Origin of the sequence: Binatus sp. (SeqCode) (assembly GCF_049584895.1) — a bacterium.
GTDB lineage: Bacteria > Desulfobacterota > Binatia > Binatales > Binataceae > Binatus.
Map to the genome: position 1 here is coordinate 1 of NZ_JBAUYR010000046.1, position 15713 is coordinate 15713.

A 15713-nucleotide genomic window follows, 5' to 3' on the forward strand; every position below is an offset into this window, starting at 1 on the left:
AGAGATCGTTGGTCCATCCCGCGAGCTCGGAAAGATCGCTCTCCGGCGTCTGCGGGGGAATGAAGTGAGTGCGATAGTCCATCGACCATACGTCCACGCCCTGCCGCGCGAGGTAAACCTGGAACGAGTAGCGCGGATCGTCGAGCCACACTTCTCCGTTCATGTTGGTGCCCGGCAGGTAGAGCACGACCGCCTCGGGATGCGTGGGAGCATTCAGCTTGGATAAGCGATGCAGCGCGATTTTATCGAATGGCGACTTGCCGACGGTCGCTTGAAACGTCGATTCGTAGATTCCTGGCGCGTCTTTGAGTTCATGCGCGGTGCCGACATCTCGAAAGTCGGCGGCTGATGCTATCGTCGCGATGAGAAGAAACAGGACTGCCAATATGTTCAGGACGACGGGTTGTCGAATCTTCATGGGGGTGATCCTGTCCACGATTTCGCGTCGCCGCACAAGTGCGTGATAGACGGCAGGCAACCTAACCCCTAACCCCTTCCCGAGCGGGAAGGGGAACCGGACGCGGAGTCGGTTGCGCGCAGTTCTGTATCCGAGGACGGGAAAAAGAAGAGTGGTTGACCCTCCGCAGGTTGGCGTGCGAAACAGAGGCTTCAGGGACTCACGCCAATTCGCACGGGAGTAGATTTCAATGAGTAAGAAAATTCAATTCGCTTTGTTCTCGCCGCAAGCCGGACAGTCGTGGCATCAGCTCGAGGAGCGGGCGCATCGATGCGAGAAGCTCGGCTACCATTCGATCTGGCTGGTCGATCATATGTGGACGCGCGGCATGCCCGACCTCGACCAGCATGAATGCATGTCATTGATGGCGGGGCTGTCGGCGAAGACCGACAAAATTCGCATCGGCACATTGGTGATTTGCAACTCGTATCGCAATCCTGCGCTGCTGGCGAAGTCGCTTTCGACCATCGATCACATCAGCAACGGCCGCCTCGAAATCGGTTACGGCGCGGGATGGATGGACGAGGAGTATAAGGCGTACGGCTACCAGTTCCCGTCGATGGGCACGCGGCTCAAGATGTTCGAGGAAGGCCTGCATATAATGAAGGCGATGTTCACCGAGAAGCGCGCGACGTTTGAGGGGCGGCATTACAAGATCAATGAAGCGATCTGCAATCCCAAGCCGGTGCAGCAACCACATCCTCCGATTACGATCGGCGGCAGCGGCGAAAAAATCATGTTGAAGCTGGTCGCGCGGTTTGCCGATCGCTGGAATTGTCCGGCCGGCTACGAAAGCTTCGAGCACAAATTCAACGTGCTCAAGCAGCACTGCAAGGACGTCGGGCGCGACGTGAACACGATCGACATCTCGGAGCAGTTGCTGGTATGCATCGGCTCGAGCGACGCGGAAGTCGAGGCGAAGTGGAAGGCGGCGCAGATGCTCAAGCCGTTCGTCACTACTGGAATCAAGGGCACGCCGAAGCAGTTGATCGAGCAGCTCAAGCAGCGCGTGGCGATGGGAATCACGACGTTTACGATTTTCTTCAGCGACTTCGCACCGCCGCCGACGCTCGAGTTGTTCGCGAAGGAAGTGATGCCGGCATTTGCGTAGCAAGCCGAATCCCGGCGCGAAATGAACCGGTATTAGATTGGATCAGAATCGACTTACTGAATATCTCAAGCGCCAGATGCCGCATGTGCGCGAGCATCGCGTGGTGGGGCTAAAGCGAATTTCCGGCGGTTCCTCGCGCGAGACGTACGCGTTCGATCTGGAATGGAGCGAAGACGGCGAGACGCGCACGCGACCGATGATCGGCCGGCGCGATCCGACCGGCGGTCTGCTCAAGTCCGATCGCGAGCGCGAGTTCAAGGTGATCGCGGCGGTGCATGGCGCGGGCCTGAAGGTCCCCGAGCCGCTGTTCCTCGAGCTCGACGCGAGTGTGATGGATCGTCCGTTCTTCATCATGCATCGCGCGGCGGGGCGCACCGGCATGGGAGCGTTTGCGGCTACCGAGCCGGAACCGCTGCGGGCGAAGGTCGCAGAGGACTTCATTGGCGAGCTCGCGCGATTGCAAGCGATCGACTACCGCGAGTGCGGACTCGAGATTCTCGGAGCTCCGAAGAGTTTGGAGGATCCCGCACGCATCCAGGCGGCGCATTGGAGCGACATCTATGAACGCGATCGGATGGGCGAGCACTATCCGATCCTCGACGCCGCGTTCGCGTGGCTGAAAGCCAAGCCGGTCGTGAGCGATCGCATCGTGATCGTTCACGGCGACTATCGTTCGGGAAATTATCTGTACGACGAGAACGGAATTATCGCGATGCTCGATTGGGAGATGGCGCATCTCGGCGACCCGATGGAGGATCTCGGGTGGGCATCGATGGTGTTCTGGGGGCGCGAGGAATTGGCGGGCGGCCTGATGGAGCGCGAAGCGTTCTACCGCTTGTATGAACAGAAGACCGGCCATCGCGTCGATCGCGAGCGGCTGTTTTTCTACCAGGTGCTCGGCAACGCGAAGATGGCGGTGATTTGCCTGACCGGGATTCGCGACTTCGTCGAGGGGCGCACGTCCGACGCGGTGATGCCGTTTCTCGAACTGCTGCTGCCGGCGTTGTTCGAGGACCTCGCGAAGCAGCTTCGGTTGATCTGAGGTGGTGCGATGCTACGGCCGACGTTGAACGAACTGATCAGCGGGATGCAGCGGACGATCATGGAGGCGCTGCTGCCCGAGCTGACGTCGCCATATGCGCAAGGCCAGGCGATGTCGGCGATCGGAATGCTCGCGCATGCGGCGGCGGTGCTCGAATCGGTGCCGGCGTACGATGCGGCCGAGATAAAAGATCTGCGCGCGACCTTCGCAGCGTTGAAGCGGCTGGGCGATAAGCACCTCTCGAAAAAAAGCGGACTTCGCGGCGCGCTCGCACGTGCGACTCGCGCGAGTGCGAAGAATCCGCCGGACCGACGCGTGATGGAAGAGGCGATGGCCGCGTTTGCCACCGCCGTCGCTCTCGGCGCCGTCGATGAGAGCGTCGCGCGCCAGGTCCGCGGTTACATCAAGCGCAACCTCGAGCGCTCGCGCAATCTGCTCGGCAATTCATTGCCGAGCGCCTGACCCATTAGCGGCGCTGTAAAGCGATCGCGCCTACCGTTTGTTTCTACCTTAGGCCATGAGATGCTATCTCTAGCAATCTTTGGCCGCTCCCTGGTCGGTTTACGTATGCCAAGACTACTTGCCAATCAAAATCAATCGGAGTAGATTGCTTAAAGCTAAATAGGCATGCGAAGCAGTCTATAAACTAAATGTATGAAAGACCCACTAACTGTATGTATCGCTCTTGCTACAAATAGTTAGCGACTCTAATGTAACTAATGGATGCGGTTGGGCTGTTTCGAATTGCCGCAGAAGAAACTGCGAGGATAAAAACATGAGCGTCGTCATCATTCCCAGTCCCGGATTGGCCGGGGGACCATGCCGCGGATCCTGCGATCACGCCAAGTGTCACACCATGCGCGCGATGGCGGACGAACGATGCGGTCACTGCGGGGTCAGATTCGGTTTCGGCACCAGGATAACCGGCGAGCCTCCCCTGCATCTGCGATGCGCGCAGTCGATCGCCGCGCGAGATGGCGCACCGGCGACGCATCCGATCCATGATCCGGCTGCGGCTCACAGCAACGCGACTCAGCGCGGCGACAAAAGTTAGCTCTGTCTTGTCTGCATCTTTGATTTGATCGCACATCGCCGGTCGGCGCGGCCGGCGATGTGCGCTTGACACTCTCGCCGCGTGCGCGCTACCGCTCAGGCGTGACCACCGAAAAGGTTTCTCAAGTGCGGGCGCTGCGCGATCGGCTCGATCATCCTGTGATCGACGCCGACGGGCACCTGATCGAGCCGGCTCCGCTCTTCAACGAATATCTTCAGAAGATTGGTGGCGGCGGGATGCTCGAGCGCTACAATCGCGAGCTTCGTGAACACCCGACCGGATCGCGCGGAAATCGCGAGGCCGGCGATATGCGCGGTGCATGGTGGGGCGTCGTCAACGACGCGTACGACCTCGCGACCGTGATGGCGCCGCGCCTGCTGTATAGCAGGCTGAACGATCTCGGGGTTGATTTTTCCATCCTCTATCCCACGCTGGGACTCGCGCTGCCGACGATTCATGACGACGAGGTGCGGCGGATTGCATGTCGTGCGCTGAACACGATGAACGCGGAGATTTGCGGACAGTTTCGCGACAGAATCGCGCCAGCCGCTGCGATTCCAATGCATACGCCCGACGAGGCGATCGCTGAGCTCGAATACGCGGCGCGGCTCCGCTTGAAGGTCGCGATGATTCCGCCAGGCGTGGCGCGGCCGATTCCTGCGCTCGAACACGAGCATCCGGGTGCATTTCCCAACGCCGCGTATTTCGATTGCTATGGGCTGGACAGCTTCTTCGACTACGATCCGGTGTGGCGCAAGTTTCTCGAGCTGAAAATCGCGGTCACTTCTCACGGCGGCGTTGGATTGCGCTACCTTCCGCTCGGACGGCGCTCGCCGACGAACTACATGTTCAATCACATCGGCGCTCACGCGTATCAGCAGGGCGAGCTGTGCCGTTCGATCGTGATGGGCGGAGTCGCGACGCGGTTTCCAAAGCTGGCGTTCGGATTTCTGGAGTGCGGTGCGGGATGGGCCTGCGACCTGCTTCACTCGCTCGAAGAACATTGGGAAAAACGCAACGTTGCCGGCCTCGTGAATTACGATCCGTCGCGACTCGATCGCCCGCGCCTGCATCAACTGCTCGCGGAGTATGGCGGTCCCGAATTTATCGCAAAGAATTCGGCGCGCGCGGTGCGAGCGTACGACGAAGGCCTCGAGCGTCACGACCGCGCGGCGGATCGCGACGAATGGGCACTGACGGGCGTTCGCGAGGAGCACGACTTCGCGCGGATCTTCGGCAACTTCTATTTCGGGTGCGAGGCCGATGATCTGAGCGTCCATCGCGCACTCGACGCGCGCGCCAATCCGATGCGTACGCGGCTGCAGCCGATCTTCTCTTCCGACATCGGCCACTGGGACGTGCCGGACATCTCGACCGTGTTGCTCGAGAGCCATCGGCTGGTCGACAAGGAACTTTTGACCGACGCCGACTATCGCGATTTCGTTTTCACGTATCCGGCGCAGCTTCATCTTAAGGCGGATCCCGAATTCTTCGCGGGCACCGCGATCGCAGGGGCGGTCGCCAGGCTTAACGCATAGCGGGGCCGAGGCGCTCGATGCTTTCTATCGAACAGCGGCGTGATTGGGACGAGCGAGGTTTCTTCATCATCCGCGGCTTCATGGCAGTTGAAGACTGTCGCGCGATGCATGCGCGGGTGGTCGAGATCTGCCGCATGAACGCGGCTGGGCAAAGCGTTCCGAACGTATTCGTATTGCCGGAAAAGAAACCGAATCCGCTTGCGCGAAACCCCGAGGACAGTGTCGGCAAAGTGTTCCGGCTCCATCGCGATCCGGTTTTCAAAAAGCTCGCCGAAAATCCCGCGGTGGCCGACATCGTCGGCGATCTGATCGGCCCGGAACTCGATTGCTTCGTCAGCCAGTTCATTTTCAAAAATCACGGCGCGCTCGGACAGCCGTGGCATCAGGATTCGTACTACTTCGCGTTCAGCACGCGTCCGCAGGTCGGAGTCTGGCTGGCGGTGACCGAGGCCACGCTCGACAACGGATGCCTGCACGTCATGCCGGGATCGCACCTCGAGCCGGTGCACAAGCACGTGCCGGATCGGCGTCCGCACGCGCAATACGGCTACACGGAGATTGTGGATTACGATATGTCGAAGTCGGTGCCGGTGCTGATGCAGGCCGGCGACCTGCTGGTGTTTCACAGCCACCTGATGCATCGATCGACCGACAACATGTCCGGCGGCATTCGCGCCGCGATGGTGTGGCATTACACGAAGTCGGGGACGATCGATCAGACCCGCGAGAAGTTCGGGCATCAGAATCCCTCGCACGATTTTATGAAAATCGAGCGGCATCGCGCCGCCGAGGATTGAATCATGAATGGAGCCGAGAGCTTGATTCGCACCGCGATTGCGGCTGGCGTCGAAGTCTGTTTCGCAAATCCGGGCACGACCGAGATGCCGATTGTGGCGGCGCTCGACGCCGTCGAGGGGCTGCGGCCGATTCTCGGATTATTCGAGGGTGTCTGCACGGGAGCGGCCGATGGCTATGGGCGCATGGCGGAGAAGCCAGCGATGACGCTGCTGCATCTCGGGCCAGGCTTCGCCAACGGGATCGCGAACCTCCACAACGCGCGGCGCGCGCGCTCGCCGATCGTGAATCTGATCGGCGACCAGGCGACGTGGCACGTCGTCGCCGACGCACCGCTCACGTCAGACATCGTTTCGCTGGCGAGACCGGTTTCGGGATGGGTACAAAGCGTTCGCAATGCGGCGTCACTCGCGGGTGCGACGGCGCAGGCTATTGCGGCTGCCGGCCGCGCTCCGGGTCAAGTCGCGACGTTGATCATTCCGTCGGACTGCCAGTGGGATGCTGCGGAGCGGCACGCCGATCCGATCGAATCGACGGCGCTGCCGACAGTCTCTTCCGATGCAATCAAGCGCGCGGCCGAATCGATCCGCAAAGGCAAGAAAGTCGCACTCTTTCTCGGCGGCACTGCTCTTCGCGCGCGAGGATTGAAGGTGGCCGCGCGCATCGCCGCGAAATCGGGATGCCATCTGGTGTGTGAGACGTTCCCTGCTCGACTCGAGCGCGGCGCGGGCATGCCAGTGCTCGATCGCCTTCCGTACTTTCCGGAGCAAGCGATCGAGATGCTGAAGGCGTTCGATACGATTGTTATCGCCGGGGCGAAAAAGCCGGTCGCCTTTTTCGGCTATCCAAACTTCCCGAGCCAATTGATTCCTGAGGGAGTCGACACCGCGATCCTGGCGGAGCCGACTGATGATGTTCCGGCGGCGCTGGAAGCGCTCGCGAGTGAAATCGGCGCGCCGGTTTCGGTCGCGGCGCCTTCGAATGTATCGCGACCCGAGCGACCTGTCGGAAAACTCAACGCGATGACCGCGGGCGCCGCGATTGCGGCGACGATGCCAGAGGGCGCGATCGTGATGGACGAGGCTGCCACCACCGGCCTGCCGTTCCTGGCTGCGTCGGCAGCGGCGCCGCCGCATACATATCTTTCACTGACAGGCGGCGCGATCGGGCAAGGTTTGCCGTGCGCAACCGGCGCGGCGGTCGCGTGTCCGGACAGGCGCGTGATTGCCTATCAAGCCGACGGCAGCGGGATGTACACGATCCAGTCGCTGTGGACGCAGGCGCGGGAATCGCTGAACGTCACGACGGTGCTTTGCAACAATCATAGTTACCGGATTCTTCAGGTTGAACTCGCACGCGCGGGCGTTGACGAACCCGGGCGCAAGGCGCGATCGCTCACCGATCTTTCCGACCCCAACATCGAATGGACCAGCCTGGCGCGCGGACTCGGTGTGCCCGCGGTGCGGGTCGAGACGGCAGAGGCGCTCACGCAGGAACTCGAACGTTCGCTCGCGACGCCGGGTCCGACGCTGATTGAAATGATTCTCTGAGCCGCCGCCTACTTCAGGCTGGCCTCCAGCAGTTCGAGCGCTGTCAGCAACTCCGCGATCGTATCAATCAAGCGATGATGCTCGATTCGGCTGCCGACGCCGATAAAATGCATGCCCGCGCTCTCGGCCGCCTCGCGATCAATCCTGCTGTCGCCGACATAGACCGCGCGGTTCGCGTCGACACTTGCGCGATCCAGGCACAGTCGCAGGATGTCGGGCGCAGGTTTGGGGCGAACTTTGTCGAGCGCACTCGCGACCGCATCGAAGACGCCTTCGAGCCCAAGATGCTCGACCAGCGCAGGCACGGTTGCAGAGCGATTGGTCGCGAGCCCGAGCTTGTAGCGCTTTTTGAGCTCGAGCATGAACGGGCGCAACTCGAATGGCGTCCGCAGCATTTTGAAGAACGGCGACTGATCCATGTTGCGAGTCACGGCGTGCATCGCGGCGAGCTTGGCCGCGTCGCCGCGCGCGCGTGCCGCGAACACCTCGACCGCGGCGTACGAAATCGCCGAGATCTCCTCATCGCGATCGAGCGGCGGCTCGCCGACCTTCGCGAAGATCCAGTTGTAATAGGCAACGTTCGATTCGGTGGAATCGAACAGCACGCCGTCGGCGTCGAACATCACAAATTCAATCATAAGGACCGCTTCGCGATTTCATAACCGGAACCGGCTTCGCGTGCGCGAAGCTGTCCGGAAGCCCGAAACCCCTTCCTCCCGTCGCTAACGCTCCCGTCGTCAGGGTGACACACAAACTCGCGAGTTGCTCGCTTGGTCAGGATGACACACAAGACGCGTTGCTCGCTTCCTTCAGGGTGATAGTTGAAACAGGAATTATGCGTGTCCGGCGGGAGGCGCGCCAGTGGTCAGCGGGCGGCGCGTTTGCGATCGGATCGATCGGCGCGGCGCGTGTAAGCGGGGGCCGGCCGTCGCGGAATGGCGACGACTTCCCGCGCAGTAAGATGGTCGCCGCAATGTGAGCAGACCATGTCCGCCACGGTCTTCGCGCCGCAGACGCGATGTATCAGCGTCATCGGCGGGCCGGATTCGTCGCTGAGCCAGGTGTCGCCCCATCGCATCATCGCGATCAAGACGGGGTAAAGTTCAAATCCTTTCCGGGTCAGCCGATACTCGACGCGGCCGCTGTCGCCTTCACTGCGGGCGCGATCGAGGATGCCGTCGCGTACCAGGTCACGCAGCCGCGAGCTCAGGATGTTGCGCGCGATTCCGGTGCCCTGCTGGAACTCGTCAAACCGGTGGCGTCCGAGAAATGCCTCGCGCAGTATCAGCATCGTCCATCGCTCGCCGATGACCGAGAGCGTTCGCGCGACCGAGCAGTTGGTGTCCTTGACCGAATCCCATCGCATGGGCGCCTGTCACTCTCCTCCCCCGACTCGAACTTCGTTTGCCGCGACGCTCCCCAGCATCGGCGGCGAGAAATATCGTTGCACTTTGAAACTTGGTTTACCAGCGCGGATTGGCGGCGTCAGCTGGGCGACAATCACGCCTTTTGCTTTGCGGAGCAGCTTGCTAAACAGACGCGAATGAAGCTCCGCCTTTTAGCCGGGCTCACGCTTGTGGGCTGGTGCCTGATAATGCCGCCGCTTTCTCAGGACCGCCAGCAGGTCGAGCAGAATGCACCACTTTCGCGGTGGGATACGGTTGGGAACTACCTGACGTCGACCGGGTGCAAAGACGAGCTTGCCAAGTTGACCACGGTCATATCGGGCAACATCAATCTTTCGGTGATCCAACGGCGCGTGTTGGCGGGGAAATGCGTCGCCGCCGATGATCCGCGCCTCCACGCGGACAATTTCGAAATGTATTGAGCGCGTGCCATCGGACTGTCGCCCAAGACATTCAGTTGCGATTCAGGACAATGCTTGCTATCAATATCAGTTGCAATTTGAAACTACTTTACGGACTGACGACGGGTTCAGGCATTGCCGCAGGAGATTCGTGATGGCTAAACGAATCGAATTCTTTTACGACTACCTCAGTCCCTTCAGCTACCTCGCGGAAACGCAGCTGCCTGCGATTGCGCGGCGGACCGGAGCGGAAATTGTGTATCGGCCGGTTTTGCTCGGCGCGATCATGAAGGCGACCGGCAACTCGGGTCCGCTTCCGATTCAGGGCAAGGCGGCTTACAACGTTGCGGATTTTCAGCGATGGGCGAAGCGCTACGGAGTGCCAGCGCAGTTCAATCCGCATTTTCCGTTCAATACGATTCGCGTGCTGCGCGCCGCGGTCGCTGCGCAACGGCATGGCCGATTCGCGGAGTTTCACTCGGCGGCGTTTCGCGCCATTTGGGAACATGGGCAAGACCTCAGCAAGGAGGAAGCGCTGCGCCGGCTTCTAAGCGAGGTGGGAATCGACGCGGCACTGATCGATGGCGACGAAATCAAGGATCAGCTGCGCGTCAACGCGGACGAGGCCGTCAGCCGTGGCGCGTTCGGGGCGCCGACGTTTTTTGTCGGCGACGAGATGTTCTGGGGGAACGATCGGTTGGATTTCGTGGAAGAGGCTCTGATGCGTGGCGCGTGATTCAGCATCATAGTTCCATCGTTCCGATCCGTGAGATAGATCTGAAAATGCTGCTCGCGCTGCCGGGAGCAGAATCTTGAATCGCGCGCGAAACGCGCGCCGCAATCGGACCTTCACCTTTTCATCCGCTCTCTTACAGGGAGAGGGGATACGTCACGAGGAGATTCACATGAAAGCGGTTGTATTCGACAAGACTGGCGGGCCTGAGGTGTTGAAGATCGCCGAGGTGCCGAAGCCCGAGGTGAAGCCTGGGACCGTGCTGATCAAAGTGCGCGCGGCCGGAATCAATTTCGCCGATACACTGTTTCGGCAGGGACAGTACGTGATGCAGCCGCAACTGCCTGATACGCCAGGGCTCGAGGGCGCCGGCGAAATCGAAGCGGTCGGCGCGGGCGTGACGAATCTCAGACCCGGTCAGCGCGTTGCCGCGCTCGGCAGTAAGATGTACGCCGAATATGCGATCGCGCCGGCGACGCAGGTAATTCCAATTCCCGATTCGATCAGCTTCGAACAGGCTGCTGCCTTTCCAGTTCAGGTGCTGACCGCATGGCACATACTGCACACGTCGCACGACACCCGACCGGGACAAACGGTGCTGGTGCATTCCGCGGCAGGGGGAGTCGGAATCGTCGCGGTGCAAATCGCGAAGGCAGCTGGCGCTCGCGTGATTGGCACGGTCTCGAGCGACAGCAAGGCAGCAATCGCGAAAGAGTACGGCGCGGAAGACGTGATCAACTATGCCACGAAAGATTTTGCTGTCGAAGCGAACCGTCTCACCGGTGGGCGCGGCGTCGATCTGATCCTGGACGCGGTCGGCGCTACAACATTTGATAAGGGGCTCACCTGTCTCGCGCCGTTCGGACATCTGATTCTCTACGGACGCAGCGGCGGCCCGCCCGCGCCGCTCAATTTATTCAGGTTGTTCGAGAAATCGACCAAGGTGAGCGGTTTCGTGCTCTACACGGTGGCCGCGGTGCCCGACGTGATGCGCCGCGGAATCGAGGATTCGCTCAAGCTGATCGCAGAGGGCAAAGTGAAGCTGCTCATTGGCAAATCGTTTCCACTCGCGCAGGCGGCCGAGGCGCACAAGTTCATGGAATCCCGGCAATCGACGGGCAAGCTGGTTCTCATTCCGTAGCGGAGAATCTGACTCGCGATCGCTGCAAGCGACCAACCCCTTCCCGAGCGGGAAGGGGAACCGGACGCGCGCGCCTTCTCTCTCCAGTGGCAATTTGCAACTTCGTGGCAATTTGCAACTGATTTCAATTTTCGGGATCGAGAGCGCAGATCGGATTTGCTTGAGCCTAAGTTCTCGGCATTCACTGCATTTTAATTCGATCAAACGTTGATCGAGCCGCCTGATTTTTGGCGCTCAACGTCCGCACCTGCGCGTAGTGCGAATTGTTTTTCGCGTTCACATTCGAGATTCCCGTGTGCTCTCGCGAACATTTCAAGCACGGCGCGATGGCATCCTCGTTGCTTGGTCTCCTCCATTTCTGGTCGAGGAGGCAAGAGCAGTCATGGAACAGTTGAGTAGTCATGTTCGAAGGACTGGCGAGTGGACCGCGCCCGCCCGCATGGCGATCGCGGTGGTTGCAGTATTGGCAGTGATCGCGATCGCAGCGGCAGCGCGCGCCGACGTCAAACCAGGCGAGGTGATCACGGCGGCCAACGCGTCGAAGGTGAGGGATCTGGTCTCGCCGGGGGTCTACTACAAAGTCGTCAACGGGATGTCGATGAAGATCGTTCCGACCGGTCAAATCGACTGGCCGCCGCCCTACAAGGACGCGACCGAGAAGTACTCGGCGCAGGTTCGGCTTAGTCGCGATAATCGCAGCCTGGTCGGCTATGTCGCGGGCCAGCCATTCCCGCTCATCGACACCAACGATCCGCAGGTAGCCACCAAGATCATGTGGAACAACGTCTTCCGGCCGCTCCTCACCGACGACTATGACTTGCGATTTTACGATTGCGAAAGCGTGTACGGCGGACTCAACAAGCCCAACAACGTGATCCAGTACTATCAGATCGGGCATTACGCCGGTTACGATTTGGTCGGCCGGGTCGAGGTCGAGCCGATGCCGGTCGATCCCGATTTCAAGAAGACCAACCGGCTGTGGCTGTTCGGGCTTTACCCGGTGCTTTCGCCGCAGGCTGAGCGCGGCAGCGGATTCATTCGCTTTCGCTACGAGCAACCCGACCGCGGCGACGACGACTGGAGCTGGAATCCCGGGGACCGCAGGATTCGCCGGCTCAACGAGGCGCTGCAAAGCACGGCTACCAGCGCGCAGACCTGGAACCCGGATCACTACTCGGGCTTCAACGCGAAGACCGAGGAATACAATTACAAGTTTCTCGGCGATCGCCCGATGCTCGGGGTTGCGCACGCCGAGCATTCGCCTGAGTTGAAGTGCTCGACTGACGGCGGCGCCAGCGCGTGTCCCGAGGCATGGGAGATGCGCAACATGTACATCGTCGAGGCATCGCCGCGCCGGGAGGTGATTTCGCAGGCTCTCCAGGGCAAGACCATCATCTATATGGACTCCGAGATGTGGTACCAGCCGTATATCGATGAATACGATCAGAAGGGTCAGCTTTGGCTGAACCACATCTGGTGGACGACCTATCGCGATCGGCCGGTGCCCGATGCGCGCGTCGCGATTTATCCGTTCAAGCGCGAGTTTGAGGTGGGCGCGGTCGCGACTGACGTCCAAAGCGGGTTCGCCACGATGTGCTATCTGCCGGGCCTGCAAACTCCCGAGCGCGAGTGTTGGTACATAAACATGGGCGCGGTCGACAAGAGCTTCTTCACTACTGACGCGATGGTCAAGGCTGCGCCGTAGCACTAACCTTGTCGTCATAATGGGGCGGCTTCGCGCCGCCCCAACTCATCACTTCTCATTCGCGAGCGCAGGAGGAAACGCATGGCGGAATCAAATCGTCGCCCGGTCTGTGCGGTAATCGGTGTCGGGCCCGGACTGGGCGCCGCGCTCGCGAGGAAATTTGCCAAAGAGTACGCGGTGGCACTTGTCGCGCGCGGTGAAGACAAACTGGCCGCGCTCGCCAAGGAAATCGAAACGGCAGGCGGCAAAGCGATTGCGGTTTCGGCGGATGTCGCCAAGGCGGCCAACATAGCGGCCGCATTCGAGAAGATTCGGCGCGAACTCGGCGAGGTCGACGCGCTGCTGTACAACGCCGCAATGCGCCCATTTGGCAAGTTGATGGACACCAAGCCGAGCACCTTCGAGAACACCTGGCGCGTCACTACTTTCGGCGCATTCATCGCCGCGCACGAAGTAGTCCCGGCGATGCTGAAACGCGGCAGCGGCACGATCATCTTCACCGGCGCGACCGCCGGCATAAAGCCGTTCGCGACTTCGGCGGCGTTCGGGCCTGCGAAATTTGCGATGCGCGGGCTGGCGCAGGTGATGGCTCGCGACCTGCAGCCGCAGGGCATTCACGTCGCGTACGTCAACATCGACGGCGCGATAGACATGCCGGCGATCAGAGAGCGCTTCCCGCAGCTTAGCGAGGACGCGATGCTCAAGCCGTCGGCGATTGCCGACACCTACTGGCATCTCGCTCATCAGGACCGCAGCGCGTGGTCGCACGACGTGGACGTCCGTCCGTTCAAGGAGAAGTGGTAAAGAACGTTCCCGGCAGCACTGCCGATTTCTGCGCCACCCTTGACTCCTACAATTAACTGATCAGTTAATACTGCTATTAACTGTCCGGTTAATTCGGAGTCATGGCTGGCACTCACACAATTGTTCGCAACCTCAACCGCACACGCGAGAAGATTCTCGTTGCTGCGCTCGCCGAATTTTCGGCGCGCGGTTTCGCCGGCGCGCGAGTTGACGTGATTGCCCGGCGCGCCCGCGTCAACAAGCGAATGCTCTACTACTGCTTCGGCACCAAGCAGGAGTTGTATCGCGAAATCCTGCGGCGCAAAATCGACGAGCGCGCGGAATGGCTCGAATCCACCCCCGACGACTTCGCCGGCGTCCTCGCGCATATCTATCTGTCGGGCGGCACTGACATCGACTTCGTACGATTGATGGAATGGGAGGCGATCGATAGCGGCGGTAGAAAATGTGTCGTCGAAGCCGAGCGTCGCGCGCTGTTTGAAAAGGCGGTCGCCCGCCTTCGCGTCCTCCAGCGCCGGGGATCGATTCCTCGCGGCGCCGACCTGACTCAACTTTTCATTTCGATGTTGTCGCTCGCGTTGTTTCCGCTGGTGATGCCCCAAATCATCCGCCTGATCCACGGCATGGAACCCACTGATCCGCGCTTCGTGCGCCAGCGCGCGAATTTTTTGCGCTGGCTCGGAGATCGTCTGGCCAAACCCGCCAGAACTTCCCGGGCCCAGCCTCGTCGCGGTCGCGTTGCGATGAAGCCATTGCAGACGGTTCGTCGCACCCAGTCATCTGAAAGGCCGGGTCAACTCGCATGAAGAAACGAATCATCGTGCTGGTGGTGGTGCTGATACTTGGCGTCGGCGCATGGACCGGCTACTCGCTCTTTTTCAACGACATCGTTGTGACCGACAATCTACTGGTTTCCGGCAATATCGAAGCTCACGAAAGCGTTGTCAGTTTCAAGGCGGTGCAGTCGCGCGTCGTCGAGTTGCCGTTCGACGAAGGCCAGTGGGTGACGGCCGGCACTTTGCTGGCGCGACTTGACGACAGTGACTATCGCCAGCAGGTCGCAATCAACGAAGCTGCTCTCCAGGTGCAGGAACAGCAGCTAAATTCGGCGATGCAAAAGCTCGAGGCCGCCCGTTCGACGGTCGTCAACGACAACGCTGACCTCGATCAGAAAAAGATCGACTACGCCCGCTATCAAAAACTCTGGGTTCAGAAAATTATCTCTGGCGATCAGCGCGACCATACCGACACCGCGTTGAAGCAGTCGACCGCTGCGATGCAGCGTGACCTCGCGATGGAGCGTAGCGCGCAACAGGACATCGCGGTCGCCAAGGCTAACATCCGCAACGCCAGCGAGAATCTCCAACTCGCCAAGATCATGCTCGGCTACACTACGCTGCGCGCGCCGTTCTCGGGCGTCATTCTCACGCGTCAGACCGAACTCGGCGAAGTGATGCAGCCCGGCACGCCGGTCGTCACGCTGGCCGACCTCGACCACGTCTGGCTGCGCGCCTACGTGGCGGAAACCGACCTCGGTAGAATCCGATGGGGCCAGGCGGCGACCGTCCACACCGACACCTATCCCGACAAGGCGTATCCGGGGCAGATTTCTTTCATCTCCTCCGAGGCGGAGTTCACTCCCAAGAGCGTCGAGACCCACAAGGAGCGCGTGACGCTGGTTTATCGAATCAAAATCGACGTTGAAAATCCTCGTCACGAACTGAAGCCCGGGATGCCCGCTGACGCGACCATTCACCTCGGCGCTCCAGTGCAAAGCGGCAATAGTCGTGGATGACAAGACGGTCGTCGTTCGCGATCTGGTCAAGGATTTCCCGGGCGTCCGCGCGATCGATCACCTGAGCTTCGACGTCGCACCGGGCGAAATCTTCGGCATCGTAGGACCCGACGGCGCCGGCAAGACCACGACTATGCGCATCCTCGCGGGAGTGCTTGCGCCCGACGCAGGCACCGCGAGC

The 15713-nt window shown here is 60.7% G+C and carries 16 protein-coding genes and 2 pseudogenes; 15 read left to right on the forward strand and 3 right to left on the reverse strand.

The annotated features are described in order from the left end of the window. A pseudogene (locus tag WB650_RS09375) lies at window positions 1–418 on the reverse strand (hypothetical protein); the annotation flags it as partial. A 229-nt stretch (window positions 419–647) separates the two neighbouring features. On the opposite strand from WB650_RS09375, the gene WB650_RS09380 reads away from it, so the two are divergent. The 7 genes from WB650_RS09380 (at window position 648) to WB650_RS09410 (ending at window position 7547) form a co-directional block, all read left to right on the forward strand. Continuing rightward, complete coding sequence (locus WB650_RS09380) at window positions 648–1568, forward strand: TIGR03560 family F420-dependent LLM class oxidoreductase (RefSeq protein WP_422302254.1); 921 nt, start codon at window positions 648–650, stop codon at window positions 1566–1568. Between the two features lie 37 nt (window positions 1569–1605). Continuing rightward, window positions 1606–2610 carry a phosphotransferase family protein gene (locus tag WB650_RS09385; RefSeq protein WP_422302256.1) on the forward strand — a complete coding sequence of 335 codons (1005 nt, stop codon included), beginning with the start codon at window positions 1606–1608 and terminating at the stop codon, window positions 2608–2610. A 9-nt stretch (window positions 2611–2619) separates the two neighbouring features. Further along, entirely contained in the window at window positions 2620–3072 is a 453-nt protein-coding gene (locus tag WB650_RS09390) for a hypothetical protein (RefSeq protein ID WP_422302258.1), read from the forward strand. 313 nt (window positions 3073–3385) lie between these two features. Further along, complete coding sequence (locus WB650_RS09395; protein WP_422302260.1) at window positions 3386–3664, forward strand: hypothetical protein; 279 nt, start codon at window positions 3386–3388, stop codon at window positions 3662–3664. A gap of 101 nt (window positions 3665–3765) precedes the next feature. Then, the gene (locus WB650_RS09400) at window positions 3766–5202 is read left to right on the forward strand and encodes an amidohydrolase family protein (RefSeq protein ID WP_423960252.1); all 1437 of its coding nucleotides are present in this window, start codon (window positions 3766–3768) and stop codon (window positions 5200–5202) included. A 17-nt stretch (window positions 5203–5219) separates the two neighbouring features. Then, entirely contained in the window at window positions 5220–5999 is a 780-nt protein-coding gene (locus WB650_RS09405) for a phytanoyl-CoA dioxygenase family protein (protein WP_422305298.1), read from the forward strand. A gap of 3 nt (window positions 6000–6002) precedes the next feature. Then, entirely contained in the window at window positions 6003–7547 is a 1545-nt protein-coding gene (locus WB650_RS09410) for an acetolactate synthase large subunit (RefSeq protein ID WP_422305296.1), read from the forward strand. 8 nt (window positions 7548–7555) lie between these two features. On the opposite strand, the gene WB650_RS09415 is transcribed toward WB650_RS09410, so the two are convergent. Next, a complete protein-coding gene (locus WB650_RS09415) occupies window positions 7556–8185 on the reverse strand; it encodes an HAD family hydrolase (RefSeq protein ID WP_422305294.1) in 630 nt (209 codons plus the stop codon). Window positions 8186–8412: 227 nt separating this feature from the next. Then, window positions 8413–8913, reverse strand: coding sequence for a winged helix-turn-helix transcriptional regulator (locus tag WB650_RS09420; protein ID WP_422305292.1), 501 nt, complete (start codon window positions 8911–8913; stop codon window positions 8413–8415). Between the two features lie 78 nt (window positions 8914–8991). Here WB650_RS09420 and WB650_RS09425 point away from each other — a divergent pair, with 78 nt between their 5' ends. The 8 genes and pseudogenes from WB650_RS09425 to WB650_RS09460 form a co-directional block, all read left to right on the forward strand. Then, a complete protein-coding gene (locus tag WB650_RS09425) occupies window positions 8992–9375 on the forward strand; it encodes a hypothetical protein (RefSeq protein ID WP_422305291.1) in 384 nt (127 codons plus the stop codon). 133 nt (window positions 9376–9508) lie between these two features. After that, window positions 9509–10090: a 2-hydroxychromene-2-carboxylate isomerase gene (locus WB650_RS09430; RefSeq protein WP_422305289.1), complete on the forward strand. Its 582-nt coding sequence runs from the start codon at window positions 9509–9511 to the stop codon at window positions 10088–10090. A gap of 169 nt (window positions 10091–10259) precedes the next feature. Beyond that, window positions 10260–11228, forward strand: coding sequence for a quinone oxidoreductase family protein (locus tag WB650_RS09435; protein ID WP_422305287.1), 969 nt, complete (start codon window positions 10260–10262; stop codon window positions 11226–11228). A gap of 382 nt (window positions 11229–11610) precedes the next feature. Further along, entirely contained in the window at window positions 11611–12933 is a 1323-nt protein-coding gene (locus WB650_RS09440; protein ID WP_423960256.1) for a DUF1329 domain-containing protein, read from the forward strand. Between the two features lie 81 nt (window positions 12934–13014). Next, window positions 13015–13737, forward strand: coding sequence for an SDR family NAD(P)-dependent oxidoreductase (locus WB650_RS09445; protein ID WP_422304197.1), 723 nt, complete (start codon window positions 13015–13017; stop codon window positions 13735–13737). A gap of 101 nt (window positions 13738–13838) precedes the next feature. Then, window positions 13839–14543, forward strand: coding sequence for a TetR/AcrR family transcriptional regulator (locus WB650_RS09450; RefSeq protein WP_422304196.1), 705 nt, complete (start codon window positions 13839–13841; stop codon window positions 14541–14543). Then, on the forward strand, window positions 14540–15532 hold the full coding sequence (locus WB650_RS09455) for an HlyD family secretion protein (RefSeq protein WP_422304195.1): 993 nt from the start codon (window positions 14540–14542) through the stop codon (window positions 15530–15532). The genes WB650_RS09450 and WB650_RS09455 overlap by 4 nt, the downstream gene beginning before the upstream one ends. Further along, window positions 15525–15689 (forward strand): annotated as a pseudogene (locus WB650_RS09460) (ATP-binding cassette domain-containing protein); the annotation flags it as partial. The gene WB650_RS09455 and the pseudogene WB650_RS09460, both read left to right, overlap by 8 nt. Window positions 15690–15713 lie beyond the last annotated feature (24 nt).

Coding starts and splice junctions, on each gene's coding strand:
- WB650_RS09380 (WP_422302254.1), top strand. CDS start 648: ATGAGTAAGAAAATTCAATTCGCTTTGTTCTCGCCGCAAGCCGGACAG.
- WB650_RS09390 (WP_422302258.1), top strand. CDS start 2,620: ATGCTACGGCCGACGTTGAACGAACTGATCAGCGGGATGCAGCGGACG.
- WB650_RS09395 (WP_422302260.1), top strand. CDS start 3,386: ATGAGCGTCGTCATCATTCCCAGTCCCGGATTGGCCGGGGGACCATGC.
- WB650_RS09405 (WP_422305298.1), top strand. CDS start 5,220: ATGCTTTCTATCGAACAGCGGCGTGATTGGGACGAGCGAGGTTTCTTC.
- WB650_RS09410 (WP_422305296.1), top strand. CDS start 6,003: ATGAATGGAGCCGAGAGCTTGATTCGCACCGCGATTGCGGCTGGCGTC.
- WB650_RS09415 (WP_422305294.1), bottom strand. CDS start 8,185: ATGATTGAATTTGTGATGTTCGACGCCGACGGCGTGCTGTTCGATTCC.
- WB650_RS09420 (WP_422305292.1), bottom strand. CDS start 8,913: ATGCGATGGGATTCGGTCAAGGACACCAACTGCTCGGTCGCGCGAACG.
- WB650_RS09430 (WP_422305289.1), top strand. CDS start 9,509: ATGGCTAAACGAATCGAATTCTTTTACGACTACCTCAGTCCCTTCAGC.
- WB650_RS09435 (WP_422305287.1), top strand. CDS start 10,260: ATGAAAGCGGTTGTATTCGACAAGACTGGCGGGCCTGAGGTGTTGAAG.
- WB650_RS09440 (WP_423960256.1), top strand. CDS start 11,611: ATGGAACAGTTGAGTAGTCATGTTCGAAGGACTGGCGAGTGGACCGCG.
- WB650_RS09445 (WP_422304197.1), top strand. CDS start 13,015: ATGGCGGAATCAAATCGTCGCCCGGTCTGTGCGGTAATCGGTGTCGGG.
- WB650_RS09450 (WP_422304196.1), top strand. CDS start 13,839: ATGGCTGGCACTCACACAATTGTTCGCAACCTCAACCGCACACGCGAG.
- WB650_RS09455 (WP_422304195.1), top strand. CDS start 14,540: ATGAAGAAACGAATCATCGTGCTGGTGGTGGTGCTGATACTTGGCGTC.